This is a genomic window from Ferrimonas balearica DSM 9799 (assembly GCF_000148645.1).
GTDB classification, from domain to species: Bacteria; Pseudomonadota; Gammaproteobacteria; order Enterobacterales; family Shewanellaceae; genus Ferrimonas; species Ferrimonas balearica.
In genome coordinates this window covers 3,828,719-3,843,670 of sequence record NC_014541.1, presented here as the reverse complement: position 1 = coordinate 3,843,670, position 14,952 = coordinate 3,828,719, and the positions used below count along the sequence as shown (strand labels likewise).

Below are 14,952 nucleotides of genomic sequence, written 5' to 3'. Positions count from 1 at the left end.
CAAGGAGAACCCTATGTTGCTGATCAGGCCGATCCGCGAAAGCGACTATCTGGCACTGCTGACCATCGCCAAGGAGTCGGGCCACGGCTTTACCTCCCTGCCGGTGGACGAAACCCTGCTGAAGAACAAGATCGCCCGCTCCATCGCCAGTTTCCACAAGAGTGTTGAGCAGCCCGGTGACGAGGGCTACCTGATGGTGCTGGAGGATGTGCGCTCCGGTGAGGTGGTGGGCACCTGCGCTCTGGAAGCTGCCGTAGGCAGCCAGGACGCGTTCTACCACTACCGCCTGGGCACCGACGTCCACGTCTCTGACAAGCTCGGCATCCGCCGCGAAGTGCAGACCCTGACCCTGTGTAACGATTACACCGGTGCATCGGAACTCTGCACCCTGTTCCTGCGCAATGAATGGCGCCGTGACAACATTGGCCGGGTGCTGTCACGCAGCCGGTTCCTGATGCTGGCGGCGTTCCCTGGCCGCTTTGGCGATACCGTGATCGCCGAGATGCGCGGTGTCTCTGATGAGCAGGGTAACTCGCCGTTCTGGCAATGGCTGGAGGAGCACTTCTTCGGCATCGACTTCCCCACCGCCGACTATCTGACCGGCATCGGCGACAAGGTGTTTGTGGCTGAGTTGATGCCGCGTAACCCCATCTACGTCAATCTGCTGAGCCCTGAGGCCCAGGCGGTTGTCGGCCAGGTGCATAACAACACCCGCCCGGCTCTGGCGTTGCTGGAAGCCGAAGGGTTCCGCTGCCGGGGCTACGTCGACATCTTTGATGCGGGCCCCACCGTAGAGTGCGCCCGTGACCAGATCCGCTCCGTCCAGGCCAGCCAACAGCTGAGCGTGGTGGTGGAGGAGATCATTGAGGGCGATGAGTACATCATCTGCAATGGACGCATGCCGGACTACCGGGCCCTGCGCACCCTGGTGCAGGTGGATGAAGACCGTGGCGAGATCCGTATGACCGCCGCCGCGGCCAAAGCGCTGATGGTTGAGGCCGGGGCTTCCGTCTGGACCCTGCCGTTGTAACAAGGAAAGCGATATGACCCATTTTATCAATGGCCAATGGTGTGAAGGCCAGGGGCCGGAGTTCCGTTCCCTGAATCCCGCCGCCAACGAGGTTATCTGGCAGGGCCGTGGTGCCAGTGCCGAGCAGGTCGAACAAGCGATTCAGGCGGCCCGTGCGGCCCAGTTGCCGTGGTTCCTCGGCGGCCTGGGTAAGCGGGTGGGCGTGATTGAAGCGTTCAAGGCGCAGCTGGAAGAGAACAAAGAGATGATCGCCAGCGTGATTGCCGAGGAGACCGGCAAGCCGCTGTGGGAAACCCGCACCGAAGCCGCGGCCATGATCGGCAAGATTGGCTTGTCCCTGAAGGCCTACAACGAGCGTACCGGAGTCAGCGAGAACGACGCACCGGCCGGTCGGGCCGTGCTGCGTCATAAGCCGCACGGTGTGGTGGCGGTGTTTGGCCCCTACAACTTCCCGGGCCACCTGCCCAATGGCCACATCGTACCGGCTCTGATCGCCGGTAACACCGTGGTACTGAAGCCGTCAGAGCTGACCCCCAAGGTGTCGGAAGTGGTGCTCAAGCTGTGGCAGGCCGCGGGCTTGCCTGATGGCGTGATCAACCTGGTTCAGGGTGAGCTGGAAACCGGTAAAGCCCTGGCGGGTCATGGCGACATTGATGGCCTGTTCTTTACCGGCAGCTCCCGCACCGGCCACCTGCTGCATCAGCAGTTTGCCGGTCAGCCCGGTAAGATCCTGGCGCTGGAGATGGGCGGCAACAACCCGCTGATCGTACGTGACGTGGCGGACGAACGCGCGGCGGTGCATGACATCATCCAGTCGGCCTTTATCTCCAGCGGCCAGCGTTGCACCTGTGCCCGTCGCCTCTACCTGCCGCGTACTGAGCAGGGCGATCGCATTCTGGCCAGTTTGCTCGAAGCCACCGCCCGGATCCGGGTGGGCGAGCAAACCGCTGACCCCGCCCCCTTTATGGGCAGCATGATCTCTGAAGCCGCAGCCAAAGGCATGCTGGCCGCACAGGAGAACCTGATTGGCCTGGGGGCCGAAGCGCTGCTGCCGATGACCCACCTGAAAGCCGGTACCGGCCTGGTCAGCCCCGGTATCCTCGATGTCACTGCCATTGCTGAGCTGCCGGATGAAGAATACTTCGGCCCGCTGCTGCAGGTGGTGCGTTACGACGGCTTTGATGAGGCCATCGCCCTGGCCAACCAGACCCGCTACGGCCTCTCTGCCGGTCTGCTGTCGGACAGCCGTGCGGACTGGGATTACTTCCTGCCTCGCAGCCGGGCCGGCATCGTGAACTGGAACCGCCAGATCACCGGTGCCGCGGGGTCTGCCCCGTTTGGTGGCATCGGTGCCAGTGGTAACCACCGTGCCAGCGCGTACTACGCGGCGGACTATTGCGCCTACCCGGTGGCCTCGGTCGAGTCCGACGTGGTCACCATGCCTGCGAGCCTGGCCCCGGGGCTGGAGCTGTAAGCGAATCAAGGAGAGATAGGGATATGAGCAAGGCACACACGGTAACGTCGCTGTTTGACGCCCTCTGGCGGGACTATCAGCAGCAGTGTCCGTCCGCCACCGCCATCCACCGGTTGCTGGGTGGGGGCGCTGCCATCATCAATGACCATGTGGCGTTCCGCACCTTCAACCTGCCCGAGGTGGGGCTGGAGAAGCTGGCGGCACACTTCCTGGCACTGGGGTATGAGCCCAAGGGCGAATACCGCTTTGAGCAGAAGAAGCTGGCCGCACGACACTTCGAGCATCCGGACCCGACCGCCCCCAAGGTGTTCATCTCCGAGCTGCTGCTGGAGGAGTGCAGCGCTGAGCTGAAGGCCACGGTTGAAGCGATGGTGGCACAGCTGTCTGCCGGCGCCGCTGAACAACCGGATTTCCTCTACTCTGGTGCCCAGTGGCGGGTCAGCGAGGCCCAGTACCGGGCGTTGCTGGCGGAGAGCGAGTACGCGGCCTGGCTGGCGGCATTTGGCTATCGGGCCAACCACTTCACCGTCAACGTCAACGAGCTGGCTGATTACCCGACCCTGGCGTCGGTGAACCAGGCGCTGAAAGACGCGGGCTTTGCGCTGAATGTCAGTGGCGGCGAGATCAAAGGTTCTCCCGAGGTGCTGCTGGAGCAGTCCTCAACCCTGGCGGACAAGGTGGCGGTGTCGTTCTCGGATGCTGAAGTGGTGATCCCCAGCTGCTTCTACGAGTTTGCCCTGCGCTATCCCAAGCCGGATGGTGAGCTGTACACCGGCTTTGTGGCCGCATCGGCGGATAAGATCTTCGAGTCCACCGACGCCCGCTGAGCAGGCAAAAAAATGCCGCCCGGGGAGGGCGGCTAAGCAGTATCAGATTCATGATCTGAACCAGAGGTCTGAAGCCAGTCTAGGGCGTTTCGCCTGAACCTAAGCCAAACAGACCATGGAAACAAAAAGGCACCCATTCGGGTGCCTTTTTTGATTCGGCTTTCGCTTAGCGAGTGCCGTAGACCACGATGGTTTTGCCATGGGCCTGGATCAGGTTCTGCTCTTCCAGCATCTTCAGGATGCGGCCCACGGTTTCGCGGGAGCAACCAACGATCTGACCGATCTCCTGACGGGTGATCTTGATCTGCATACCGTCCGGGTGGGTCATCGCATCAGGCTGCTTGGCCAGGTTCAGCAGAGTCTGGGCAATGCGACCTGCCACGTCGAGGAACGCCAGATCACCCACTTTTTGAGAAGTGGTCTGCAGACGATTGGCCATCTGGGCAGACAGCTTCATCAGGATGTCCGGGTTGACCTGGATCAGCTGACGGAACTTTTTGTAGGAGATCTCAGCGATCTCGCACGGCGCCTTGGCGCGTACCCAGGCAGTGCGCTCGGGCTGCTCTTCGAACAGGCCCAGCTCACCGATAAAGTCGCCCTGGTTCAGGTAGGACAGGATCATCTCCTTGCCCTCTTCGTCCTTAATCAGAACTGCCACGGAACCCTTAACGATGTAGTACAGGGTATCAGCCTCTTCGCCGGCGTGGATCAGGGTACTCTTTGCCGGGTACTTGTGAATGTGGCAGTGGGACAGGAACCACTCCAGGGTCGGATCGGGTTTGGGCTTGCCAATAAGCACCATAGTCTTTTTCCCTTCAGTAGGATAAGAAACTGGATATTACTCGAAATTCTAAGAGCAAATGTTAAACGGGTAAAGGGTAAGTGGCCATGAGCCAGATCGAAGTTTCACCATCCTAAGGCGACTTCGTCTCATTTCCGCAAAAAAAATTATGACTCAGCCGACTTTGCCGCGCCTACGCTGGCGCTGGCCTGGTCCGCCAGCAGCGCCTCCTGACGCTTCGATTTCAGGTTGCGGATGAGCGGAGTGAGGATCAATTCCATCGCCAGGGTCATTTTGCCACCGGGTACCACCAGGGTATCGATGCGGGACATAAAGCTACCGGAGATCATCCGCAGATAATAGGGAAAATCAACGTCCTGAATGCCGCGGAAGCGGATCACCACAAAGCTCTCATCGAGGCTGGGGATGTCCTTGGCGGAAAAGGGGTTGGAGGTGTCCACCGTCGGTACCCGCTGGAAATTGATGTGAGTCCGTGAGAACTGCGGCGTCATGTGGGCGATGTAGTCATCCATTGAGCGGACGATGGAGTCCATCACCTTTTCACGGCTGTGGCCGCGTTCGCCGGTGTCGCGGATGATCTTCTGAATCCACTCCAGGTTGACGATGGGCACCATGCCGATCAGCAGGTCGACATGCTGGGCCACGTTCACCTCATCGGTGACCACCCCGCCATGCAGCCCTTCGTAATAGAGCAGGTCACTGCCCTCCGGCAGCGGTTGGAAGGGGGTGAAGGTGCCGGGCATCTGGTTGAACGGCACCGCTTCATCGAAGGTGTGCAGGTAGTGGCGGATCTCGCCCTCACCGCTCTGGCCGTAGCGGCTGAAGAACTGCTCCAGTGCGCCGAAGTCATTGGCTTCGGGGCCGAAGTAGCTGATGGTGCGGCCCTCTTCCCGGCCCTTGCGGATGGCCACCTCCATCTCCGCCCGGGTGTAGCGGTGAAAGCTGTCCCCCTCGGCGAAGGCGGCGTCGATCTCCAGCTGACGGAAGATGTGCTTAAACGCGGTGGTGGTGGTGGTGGTACCGGCGCCGGAAGAGCCGGTGACCGCGATAATGGGGTGTTTGGCCGACATGATCCCTGTGCCCGATAAATGTCCAAGTTGAAGGAGTTATACGGGGCAACTCCCGTTTTGGTCAAGTGACACCAGCTCCTCCCGACGCCGGATCGCCACGCTCTCTTCGGCTTCGGAGTACTCCACCACCAGCTCGCCACGGGCCAAAGCCAGCTGCACTTTGGTGATGCCATCGGCCAGCCCGGCGCTGTCGGTATGGTCAAAGCCTTCGTCGCCAATCTGGCGGATCAGGAACTCCCGGCACAGGTTGTTCAGGGTGTCGGGATCAAGGGTGCTTTTCAGGGTGGCGTAGTCAATCAGCATCGAATCGGTAGCTCAGTCGGAAGTTGAAGGCGATGTCGGCGCTGTTATCCGCGTTCAGCGCGTTCTGCATCATAACAAAATCCAGCCCCAGCTCGCCCCGTTGATAGCGGTAACCCAGGTTGGCCTCATGCACGGGGTCGTTGAAAGCGCCAAGGTCACGCAGCGCACCCTGGGAGATCAGGTACTCGGTAAACAGGAAATGGCGTGGGGTGATCCGGTAGCGATAGCCCAGTCCAAAGTGGCCGAGGTCTTTGCGGGTGGCGGAACCCAGCAGTTGATCCGCGCCGGTATGGGTGTAGGCCATCAGGGCATTGAGCCGGTGGTCCCGCCACTCGTAGCTGTAATCCAGCTGCAGGCCGCCATCCCATTCGCTGCCCCGACGCTGCAGGTAGCGTTGGTCGTTGTACTGGGCGGAAAGGGTGACCGCCAGCTGGTGGCGAAAATAACGGTAGGCCAGAAAGCTGGCGGCCAGTTCAAACTGGTGGGCAAAGGTCTCTCCGCCGAAATCCTCCAGTCGCTGACCTGACTCGATCAGGTCGATCAGGTAGCGGTGTTTGGGCACTTTGGTTCGGCCGTTTTGGTCCAGCCCGAACAGCTTGTGAAAACTGAGAGTGAGCTGGTCGAGGTGAGCGTCGTCGGTGGTGCGGTGGGCGTAGGATCCACTGATCTGCCAGCGCTCACTGGGGTTGTAGCGCAGGTCCACCCGGTACTCCACGGTGTAGTAGTCCAGCTCAAACTGGTAGGGCAGCTCGGGGTTATTGGGGTCTTTATCGGTGGCAAAGATGCTGGCCGGGTTGACCGACAACGCCAACTGCCATTCGCCGGGATGAAACTCGGTGGGGCGGGCGATGGGGCTGAGCATCAGGCTTTTTACCGGAGCCTGGGAGCGCGCCCACAGCGGATCCGTCTCCGCAGCCCGGCAAAACAGGGGGAGGGTAAGTAAAGGGGCGCACAGCGCCACGGCCACAATCCCTCGTATCCTGCTCCACCGCACTGCCTGCTCTGCCATAGGGGCTCCTGACCGGTGATCAGGAAAAAGTGTAGGCGGTTTTTTAGGGGGTTAGCGGAAATGGTGCAGCAAGCGACGCTCCAGATAGAACCGGGGCGCCCAGGGCCAGCCGCCCTCGATAAAGCCGACATGGCCGCCATAGTCGCACAGCTCCAGCTGCACGCTGGGGCTGATCTGCTCGACCGGAGGCACCACGTCGTGGGTCATAAAGGGGTCATCCAGCGCGTGCAGCAGCAGGGTCGGTACCGTGATGTTGGCCAGGAACCCTTTGCCGCTGGCGCGCTGGTAGTAGTCCTCCGCGCCGGCAAAGCCGTGAAGTGGCGCGGTGACGGCGTCATCGAAGTGGTAGAAGGTGTTGAGCTTCTCCAGCTCCCCGGCCGCCAGAGGGAGATCGCCCAGGCCGGGGCCAGCCAGCTTAGCGGCGGTTTTCTGCTTCAGGCGCGACACCAGGTGATTCTGGTAGACCCGGGCAAAGCCCTGACTCATCGCTTCGGCGCAGCGGGCCAGGTCGAGGGGGGCGGAGACCACCGCAGCCCGGTGGATCAGGCTGTCACGGCCCTGCTCTCCGAGGTACTTAGTCAGGACGTTGCCGCCCAGTGAATAGCCCACCGCGTGGATCTCATGGCCCGGGTGTGCCTGGCTCAGGGTGGCCAGTACTGTGCCCAGGTCCTGGGTTTCACCGCTGTGGTAGCTGCGCGGCAAACGGTTGGGCTCACCGGAACAGGAGCGCTGGTGCATCACCACCGCGGCACGCCCCTCCGTGTGGCAGTCAAGCAGCAGGCGTCGGATGTAGTGGGAATCGGCGCTGCCCTCCAGACCGTGCAGGATCAGCAGAATCGGCTGCTCCGGCTTGGGTCGCCACAGCCAGTCCAGATCGATAAAGTCGCCATCGTCCAGCTCAATGCGCTGGCGGGTCAGTGGCGGCCGGCGACGGGGTTTGGTCAACAGGGGCCAGATGGTTTGCAGGTGCCGGTTACGCCACCACCGGCTGGGTTGATACTGGTCGGCGCTGTTCATCGTTAAACGAGTGTTTAAATGCGTTAGGGTTTTGATACTCTAGCTTGAGCACCGATCAGAGTCATCCCATCAGGGGAGGCTGTAACGCGTTCCAGGGAGGAAGCATGGATCGACGCCAATTTTTGCTGGCCGGCTTGGTCGGTACCGCCGCGGTGGCTACCGGGGTGGTGCTTTGGCCGGTGGAAAAGCCGATGCCGGGGCTGACCGACCCCCAGGCCCGTGTGTTGCGGGCTTTGGTGGTGCCGGTGTTGGAGGGCGCGGCCCCCACGGCGCAACTGGACGCGCAGGCCGATACCATTGTGGCCAATGTGGCCCACACCATTGCCACCCTGCCCGAGGGCAGCCAGGCCCAACTGAACCAGCTGTTTGACCTGCTGGAGAACCGACTGGGTGCGCTGGCGCTGACCGGCAGCCTGACCCCCCTGCTGGCCCGACAGCCGGAGCAACTGGCCGCGATGCTGGAGCAGTGGCGCCAGCACTTTCTTGACACCCTGGTGATCGCCTATCAGGGCCTGAAAGAGCTGATCCAGGCGGCCTGGTACGCCGACCCCGCCCACTGGCCGTCACTGGCCTATCAAAAGCCGCAGTGGCCAAAGGTGAGTGCATGATTACCGATCCCATTAAACAGGGGCTGGCGCGGGGCTGGCACCACATCGACGGCGCAGCACTGGACGCGCCACTGACGCTGGAAGCGGACGTGGTGATCGTCGGCACCGGGGCGGGAGGCGGCACGGCGGCTGAGATCCTGACCCAGGCTGGCCTTAAGGTGGTGATGCTGGAGGCCGGACCGCTGCGCTCCTCCTCCCACTTCGTGATGGAGGAGCGGGTGGCCTACCCGGATCTCTATCAACAGTCCGCCGCAATGAAGACCCGTGACGGCGCCATCGGCATGCTGCAGGGGCGCAGTGTGGGCGGTTCCACCACCGTGAACTGGACCACCTCGATCCGCACCCCGGAAAACACCCTGGCGCACTGGGCGAACCACCACGCGGTTAAGGGCCTGAGCCGCGCTGAGCTTGACCCCTGGTTTGAGCGGGCCGAACAGCGACTCAATATCCACCCCTGGCCGGTGCCGCCCAACCGCAATAACGACGTGCTGGCGCAAGGCTGCCGTGCGCTGGGTTGGGAGTACACGGTGATTCGGCGCAATGTGAAAGGCTGCGCCAACCTCGGATACTGCGGCATGGGCTGTCCCATCAATGCCAAACAGTCGATGCTGGTCAGCACCATTCCTGCGGCACTGGATGGCGGCGCGACCCTGCTGAGCCGCACCGAAGCCTGGCAGCTGCAACAACAGGGCGACGCCATCACTGCGCTGGTCTGCCGCACCCGTGACCCCCAGCACCAGCGCCGGGATATCACGGTGACCGTGCGGGCCCGCCATTACCTGTTGTGCGGCGGCGCCCTGCACAGCCCGGCCCTGATGCTGCGTTCGGCGTTGCCGGACCCGCAGGGTCTGGTTGGCAAGCGCACCTTTCTGCACCCCTCGCTGCTGTCGGTGGCGGACTTTGAACAGCCGGTCAGTGCCCACGCCGGTGCCCCGCAAAGTGTCTATTCCGATCAGTTCGTCTGGCCGGAGCAGGGCCTGGGATTCAAGCTGGAAGTGGCGCCGCTGCACCCGGTGCTGACCGCCACCAAGGTGCCCGGATTTGGCCCGGCTCACGCCCAGCTGATGACCCGCTTCGACCATGTCCAGGGCACCATCGCCCTGGTGCGTGATGGCTTTTCCGAGGCGAGCCCGGGCGGGGTGATGACGCTGGATGACCACGGTGATCCGGTGCTGGATTACCCGCTGAATGACGCCTTCTGGGACGCGGCCCGTCGTGCCCACCTGGCGATGGCTGAAGCGCAGTTTGCTGCCGGGGCCAGGCGGGTGCTGACGGTGGATGATGAACTGCCCTGGTGGTCCAGCTGGGCCCAGGCCAAGCAAGGGATCCGTGACCTGCGCATGGCGCCGCTGAAGACCACCGTCGCCTCGGCCCACATCATGGGCGGCAGTGCCATGAGTGATGACCCGACCCAGGGCATCGTCAACAGTTATGGCCAGCACCATCACCTGACGAACCTGTCGGTGATGGACGGCTCGATGCTGCCCACCAGCCTGGGCGCCAACCCGCAGCTGACCCTGTATGGCATCGTCGGCCGCAACGCCACTCGTTTGGCAGAGCAGCTTAAGGGGTAGGCATACAGGATCAAAAAAGGGAGCGCCAATGCGCTCCCTTTTCGGTTTTGGGGGTCAGCCTGCCAGCGTGTCCGGCAGGTCCGGCTCGCTGGAGCGGAACAGGTGGGTCAGCTGTTCCAGCATCGGTCCGGGCAGGGCCAGGGGATCAATGTCCTGAGCCCGCAGGCAGGCGGTGAGGTTGTCGCCGCTGCTTTGCACCCGCAGGTGATTCAGTGCCTTGAGCATCAGCTGCTGGCTGCGTTTCTCCATCACCAGCTCCACCTCCAGCATCTGCTGGTAGCTTTCGGTGGGCAGGTTGTTGCGGGCCAGGCGGCGCAACTGGCGATAGGGGGCCAGCATCTTCTCGCACCACTGGGCCTGAGCGTCCCGCAGCAGGCGGAACTGGCCCTCTTCAAGAAACTGGCCGTGCTGCTCCAGCAGCAGGGCCAACAGCAGCAGGTTCGGTTCCAGTCCATGCTGGTCCTGCAGCTCAAGTGCGGTTTGCCGGGCCCCATGTTGCTGCCAGACCCGTTCGCTGAATTGCCAATACTGCTCGGCGGTGATCTGCATTACCCCTCCTGATGGGATTGCGTCATTTGCTCGATCTGTTCCTGGAGTTCCAGCCACTCCATCTCCAGCTCTTCCAGCCGGTTCTGTAAGTCACCACGCTCTTTCAGCAGCGCAGTCAGCTCGGCCTTTTTGTCGTCCTGATACAGGGCGCTGTCAGACAGCAGCTGCTCCAGTTCATCCCAGCGTTGCTGGTCCTGTGCCATCTGTCGATCGACCTTTTCCTGCTGTTTCTTTAACGGCGACAGCACTTGGCGCAGGGCTGCTTCCGCCCGTTTGCGCGCTTTTTTGTCGTCCACCGGTTTGGCGGTTTCGGCAGGCGCGTTCTGTTCATCGCCCTTGAGCAGCCAGCGGTGGTAGTCCTCCAGGTCGCCATCAAAGGGCGCCACCTGGCCGCCATCCACCAGATAGAAATCGCTGCAGGTGGCGCGCAGCAGGTGACGGTCGTGCGACACGATCACCATCGCCCCCTCGAAGCCCTGCAGGGCCACGGTCAGGGCATGGCGCATCTCCAGGTCAAGGTGGTTGGTGGGTTCGTCCAACAGCAACAGGTTGGGGCGTTGCCACACCAGCAGGGCCAGCACCAGGCGAGCCTTCTCACCACCGGAGAACGGGGCCACCGGGCTCAGCGCTTTGTCGCCACCGAAGCCATAACCGCCGAGGAAGTTACGCAGCTCCTGTTCCTTGGCTTCCGGTGCGATCTGGACCAGGTGATCCAGCGGCGAGTGGCGCGGGTCCAGAGACTCCAGCTGATGCTGGGCAAAGTAGCCAATCTTAACCCCCTGACTGAGCAGCAATTCGCCCGCCTGAGGCTTCAGGTCGCCGCTCAACATCTTGATAAGGGTAGACTTACCGGCCCCATTTCGCCCCAGCAGGCCGATGCGGCTGCCCGGCACCAGATTCAGGCGGATATGGCGCAGGATGGTGACCTCACCGTAGCCCCCCTGCACCTCATCCATCCGCAGCAGCGGGGAGGGCAGGGACAACGGCTCACGGAACGCCATCTGGAAGCCAGAGTCGCTGTGGGCGGGTGCTTCCACCATCAGCTTTTCCAACGCTTTCAGGCGACTCTGGGCCTGTCGCGCTTTGCTGGCTTTGGCCCGGAAGCGGTCAACAAAGGACTGCATGTGGGCGCGCTGGCGCTCCTGCTTCTCGAAGCTGGCCTGTTGCTGGGCCAGGCGGGCGGCGCGCTGGCGCTCAAACTGACTGTAGTTGCCCTGATAGTGGTTGAGTTTGAGGTGCTCAACGTGCACCACTTCACCCACCACCGCATCGAGGAAGTCGCGGTCGTGACTGATCAGGATCAGGGTGCCGTCGTAGCGCTTGAGCCAGCCTTCCAGCCAGATCAGGGTATCCAGATCCAGGTGGTTGGTGGGTTCGTCCAGCAGCAGCAGGTCAGAGGGGATCAGCAGGGCGCGGGCCAGGTTGAGGCGCATGCGCCAGCCACCAGAGAAGGATTTGACGCTCTGGCCCTGCGCGGTCTGGGAGAAACCCAGGCCGTCCAGCAGCTCGGCGGCGCGGGCGGGCACCTGGTAACCGTGGTACGCCTCGAAGGCGTCGTGGGCATGGCCGATGCGGGTGCCGTCGCCGCTGTGCTGGGCATCCGCCAGCTCCTGCTCCAGGGCGCGGTAGCGACTGTCGCCGTCGAGCACGTAATCCAGCGCGGAGCAGTCCAGCGCCGGGGTGTCCTGGGCCACGCTGGCCTGGCGCCAGTGGCCGGGCACATGGCATTCACCAGCGTCGACCCCGTACTCGTTCATCAGCAGTCCGAGCAGGCTCGACTTGCCCACACCGTTGGCCCCCACCAGAGCCAGTTTGTGGCCGGGATAGATGGTCAGGCTGGCGTCGTCGAGCAGACGTTTGCCACCGCGGATGAGTTGTACCTTGTCCAGGGTTATCATAGGGTGCTCAGAACGTGGAAAAGTGGCGGGATGATAGCGTATTTCGCTGCCCAGCAGGAAAGGAAACAGATGGCGACCAAGAAGCGGTTTATCGCTGGGGCACAGTGTCCCGAATGTCAGGAACAGGACAGCGTGATGTTGTACGCCGAGTCCGGTGTTGAGGTGATGGAGTGTGTGGCCTGTGGTTACCGCAAACACCAGGCGCCGGATGCGGCGGAGCAGAAAGCCGGCGGCGAGGTGATCGGCGTGTTTAAGCCGGAGTAACGGCGCACAGAGAAAGAGCGGGGGCCATCGGCCCCCGTTCTGGTTTTACAGCCCCAGGAAGGAGCGTGACTGCTGCTTGCGCAGCTCCTTCTCGTCGGCCCATTCGATCAGGCCGGTTTCCAGGTCCATCAGGCGCATGGTCATCTTGTAGTAGACGTCCTGGGTGGAACCATCACGTTTGACGATGCTGGAGAGGTTGCCATACAGCATGTATTGGGCGCCCACCTGGCGGCCGAACTGGATCGCTTTGGCCGGGTCCACCATGCCGGAGTTGTTCTGGTAATCCAGCTGTTTGCGCACCGCATCCACCCGGGTCATGTCGATAAAGCGGAACTCACCGCTGCGCAGCAGGCGGGTGCTGATGGTGTCGGTGATGGACTCGGTGTCGATGTGCTCGGAGGTTTTGTTGGTAACGCGGTCAACAAACAGGATGGGGCGGTCGTTGGCGGTCAGGCGCACCACCGACGGGGTGGTCAGCATGGAGTCCACCATCTTGCTGGCCACGGCCTGCAGATCGGAGCTGCCAAAGCTGATGTCGACAGTTTCCACTTCGGTGGCATCACGATACTCCACCTTGGACTGACAGCCGGCCAGTACCAGGGCCAGCATCAGCGACAGGAGAATTTTCGGGCTGGTGATCGTCATGGTTCGGTTCCTTAGGCGTTTTCTTAGATGAGTATGGACTGAATTCGGGTCAGGCCGCCCTGGCGGGCGACCCAGAGCACGGTGGTGCGGCCCGGGCTCAGGGTAAGGGTGGTGCGCTCGCTGCCGACATTGACCGGGTATTCCCCGGCGTCGAGAAAACCGGCCCAGGCCTGGGCCTGGCGGGGCAGGGTCAGCCAGCTGCGCTTATCCGCCTGCTCGGTCAGGGCGTTGAACACCTCCATGGTGATGGCGCCCAGATCGCCGCCTTTGCGCTCGGCCCAGCGATTGGCGTTGTGCTTGGCGGTCAGTCTAATGCCCTGACGCAGCAGGATAAAGGGGTACTGTTCACGCAGGGCGCGAGCCGCCATGGCGTCCAGGTCCGCCACCGCTTCGGTGGTCAGGTGTTCGGTGCCAACGGTGAGGGTCAGCGGAGCGGGTTCCGGGCCACCGGCGCGGTAGGTGGGCAGGGACACCTGCTGGTACAGGCCATCCCAGGTAAAGGGGATAAAGACACTGCTGCGGGCGGGCAGGAACCCGGTTTCATACAGCACCACCAGTCGGCCCTGGTCCGGTTTGGGCATCACCGGGTCGCCGTAGCGGCGGGACAGCGCGTCACAGTCGATGCTGAGCTGGCAGGAGAGGCGCACCAGCTCGCGCTGCAGCATCCGGTTGTTCGGATAGACCTGCAACGCTTTGCGGATGTCGATCAGGGCGTCATTGGGCTGGCCGTTGGCCTCATAGATGGCGGCGTTGCTGAGCAGCACGTAGGCGTTGATAAAGGAGTTGGGGGCCTTGCCCGCCTGACGGTCCAGCTCATTGAGTTCCGCATCCACCGCAGCGTTCTCCAGAGCACGGGTGGATTTGAGGGCATCCTGATAGGCCCTGAGGGACTCCGTCTGGGCCTGATCGGCCCGTCTTACCTCCACCATGGCACCCTCAAGGTCGCCCTGCCACAGGTAGTTGAGCGACTGCTGCTGGTGCACCAGTACCCGTTCGTAGGCCTGGCCGTGATAGGGGATCAGATTGTCGGAGACGGTAGAACCACCAACCTGCGCAGTGATGTCACTGAGGGAGACCAGCGCTTTCCAGTCGTAGCGGCTGTACTCCGCCATCGCTTCGCGGTAGTAGTTCTGGCTGGCGGCATAGTCGCCGCCCAACGCTGCCACCCGGCCTGCCTCCTGGGCATAGAGCAGGGCATCACTGCCGGACAGGCCCGGCTCCAGTTGCTTGAGTGCAGCCTGGCTGTTGCCCTGTTCCAGAGCTTGTTTAACCGGCGCCATACGGGCGGGGTAGGGCTGGAACAGACTGCTGCCGGCACAGCCGGCCAGCACCATCACCAGAGCCATCACCATTAAGCGCTTTGGCATTGCTGCTCCCAGACGGATTGGGCGATAAGGTCGGCGGGGCTGTCCACCTGGTCGAGGAAGGTGCGGCCCTCGAGGTGGTCGAATTCATGCAGGAAGATGCGGGCGGGAAACCCGCTGAGGCTGAGTTGCTGCGGTTGGCCCTGGGTATCGAGGTAGCGCACCTCGACGTTATCGGGGCGGCGTACGGTGCCGCGGATGCCGGGGACCGACAGGCAGCCTTCCACGAAGCTGACCAGCTCACCGCTGGTGTTGAGGATTTCCGGGTTGATCAGCACCACCGGGTCCATCTGCGGCGCATCGGGATAGCGGGCGTTGGGACGGGACGCGATGATCATCAGACGCAGCGGTTCAAACACCTGGGGCGCGGCAATGCCAACGCCCCCGGCGGCTTCCATGGTGACCAGCATACGCTGCCACAGAGTCTGAATCTCCGCCGCGGTCGCATCACTGACCGGGCGGGCGCGCTGGCGCAGAATCGGCTCACCCAGCTGGGCTATGGCCATTGGCGTCATCAG

At 62.7% G+C, this 14,952-nt stretch carries 16 protein-coding genes; 6 read left to right on the top strand and 10 right to left on the bottom strand.

All coding sequences use genetic code 11. The annotated features are described in order from the left end of the window. The first annotated feature begins 13 nt into the window (after window positions 1–13). The 3 genes from astA to FBAL_RS17410 are packed head-to-tail and all read left to right on the top strand — an operon-like array spanning window position 14 to window position 3,331. Window positions 14–1,030: an arginine N-succinyltransferase gene (gene astA / locus FBAL_RS17420; RefSeq protein WP_013346908.1), complete on the top strand. Its 1,017-nt coding sequence runs from the start codon at window positions 14–16 to the stop codon at window positions 1,028–1,030. 13 nt (window positions 1,031–1,043) lie between these two features. Further along, window positions 1,044–2,504 (top strand): succinylglutamate-semialdehyde dehydrogenase, encoded by a 1,461-nt coding sequence (gene astD / locus FBAL_RS17415; RefSeq protein WP_013346907.1) that lies wholly within the window; start codon window positions 1,044–1,046, stop codon window positions 2,502–2,504. Window positions 2,505–2,527: 23 nt separating this feature from the next. Continuing rightward, window positions 2,528–3,331: a DUF1338 domain-containing protein gene (locus tag FBAL_RS17410; protein ID WP_013346906.1), complete on the top strand. Its 804-nt coding sequence runs from the start codon at window positions 2,528–2,530 to the stop codon at window positions 3,329–3,331. A gap of 166 nt (window positions 3,332–3,497) precedes the next feature. Here the strand turns inward: FBAL_RS17410 and crp are convergent, their stop codons facing one another. The 5 genes from crp to FBAL_RS17385 form a co-directional block, all read right to left on the bottom strand. Next, window positions 3,498–4,133, bottom strand: a complete 636-nt coding sequence (gene crp, locus FBAL_RS17405; protein ID WP_013346905.1) for a cAMP-activated global transcriptional regulator CRP — start codon at window positions 4,131–4,133, stop codon at window positions 3,498–3,500. Between the two features lie 146 nt (window positions 4,134–4,279). Beyond that, window positions 4,280–5,203 (bottom strand): phosphoribulokinase, encoded by a 924-nt coding sequence (locus tag FBAL_RS17400; protein ID WP_013346904.1) that lies wholly within the window; start codon window positions 5,201–5,203, stop codon window positions 4,280–4,282. 36 nt (window positions 5,204–5,239) lie between these two features. Beyond that, window positions 5,240–5,506: a YheU family protein gene (locus FBAL_RS17395; RefSeq protein WP_013346903.1), complete on the bottom strand. Its 267-nt coding sequence runs from the start codon at window positions 5,504–5,506 to the stop codon at window positions 5,240–5,242. Further along, window positions 5,496–6,515, bottom strand: a complete 1,020-nt coding sequence (locus FBAL_RS17390; protein ID WP_013346902.1) for a DUF3187 family protein — start codon at window positions 6,513–6,515, stop codon at window positions 5,496–5,498. The genes FBAL_RS17395 and FBAL_RS17390 overlap by 11 nt, the downstream gene beginning before the upstream one ends. Window positions 6,516–6,566: 51 nt before the next feature. Further along, window positions 6,567–7,532 (bottom strand): hydrolase, encoded by a 966-nt coding sequence (locus FBAL_RS17385; protein WP_013346901.1) that lies wholly within the window; start codon window positions 7,530–7,532, stop codon window positions 6,567–6,569. Window positions 7,533–7,636: 104 nt separating this feature from the next. Between FBAL_RS17385 and FBAL_RS17380 the strand changes: the two genes are divergently transcribed. Both FBAL_RS17380 and FBAL_RS17375 read left to right on the top strand, forming a co-directional pair. Further along, window positions 7,637–8,140 carry a twin-arginine translocation signal domain-containing protein gene (locus FBAL_RS17380; protein WP_013346900.1) on the top strand — a complete coding sequence of 168 codons (504 nt, stop codon included), beginning with the start codon at window positions 7,637–7,639 and terminating at the stop codon, window positions 8,138–8,140. Next, the gene (locus FBAL_RS17375; protein WP_013346899.1) at window positions 8,137–9,714 is read left to right on the top strand and encodes a GMC family oxidoreductase; all 1,578 of its coding nucleotides are present in this window, start codon (window positions 8,137–8,139) and stop codon (window positions 9,712–9,714) included. The genes FBAL_RS17380 and FBAL_RS17375 overlap by 4 nt, the downstream gene beginning before the upstream one ends. 54 nt (window positions 9,715–9,768) lie before the next feature. Here the strand turns inward: FBAL_RS17375 and FBAL_RS17370 are convergent, their stop codons facing one another. After that, window positions 9,769–10,263: a TIGR02444 family protein gene (locus FBAL_RS17370; RefSeq protein ID WP_013346898.1), complete on the bottom strand. Its 495-nt coding sequence runs from the start codon at window positions 10,261–10,263 to the stop codon at window positions 9,769–9,771. After that, window positions 10,263–12,161, bottom strand: a complete 1,899-nt coding sequence (locus tag FBAL_RS17365; protein ID WP_013346897.1) for an ATP-binding cassette domain-containing protein — start codon at window positions 12,159–12,161, stop codon at window positions 10,263–10,265. Before FBAL_RS17365 ends, FBAL_RS17370 begins: the two co-directional genes overlap by 1 nt. A gap of 69 nt (window positions 12,162–12,230) precedes the next feature. On the opposite strand from FBAL_RS17365, the gene FBAL_RS17360 reads away from it, so the two are divergent. Beyond that, window positions 12,231–12,425, top strand: a complete 195-nt coding sequence (locus FBAL_RS17360; protein WP_041251355.1) for a YheV family putative zinc ribbon protein — start codon at window positions 12,231–12,233, stop codon at window positions 12,423–12,425. A 45-nt stretch (window positions 12,426–12,470) separates the two neighbouring features. Here FBAL_RS17360 and lpoB read toward each other — a convergent pair whose 3' ends face one another. The 3 genes from lpoB to def are packed head-to-tail and all read right to left on the bottom strand — an operon-like array spanning window position 12,471 to window position 14,940. Then, window positions 12,471–13,070, bottom strand: a complete 600-nt coding sequence (gene lpoB / locus FBAL_RS17355) for a penicillin-binding protein activator LpoB (RefSeq protein WP_013346895.1) — start codon at window positions 13,068–13,070, stop codon at window positions 12,471–12,473. A gap of 23 nt (window positions 13,071–13,093) precedes the next feature. Further along, window positions 13,094–14,437 carry a COG3014 family protein gene (locus tag FBAL_RS17350; protein ID WP_013346894.1) on the bottom strand — a complete coding sequence of 448 codons (1,344 nt, stop codon included), beginning with the start codon at window positions 14,435–14,437 and terminating at the stop codon, window positions 13,094–13,096. Further along, window positions 14,422–14,940, bottom strand: a complete 519-nt coding sequence (gene def, locus FBAL_RS17345; protein ID WP_041251353.1) for a peptide deformylase — start codon at window positions 14,938–14,940, stop codon at window positions 14,422–14,424. The genes FBAL_RS17350 and def overlap by 16 nt, the downstream gene beginning before the upstream one ends. Window positions 14,941–14,952 lie beyond the last annotated feature (12 nt).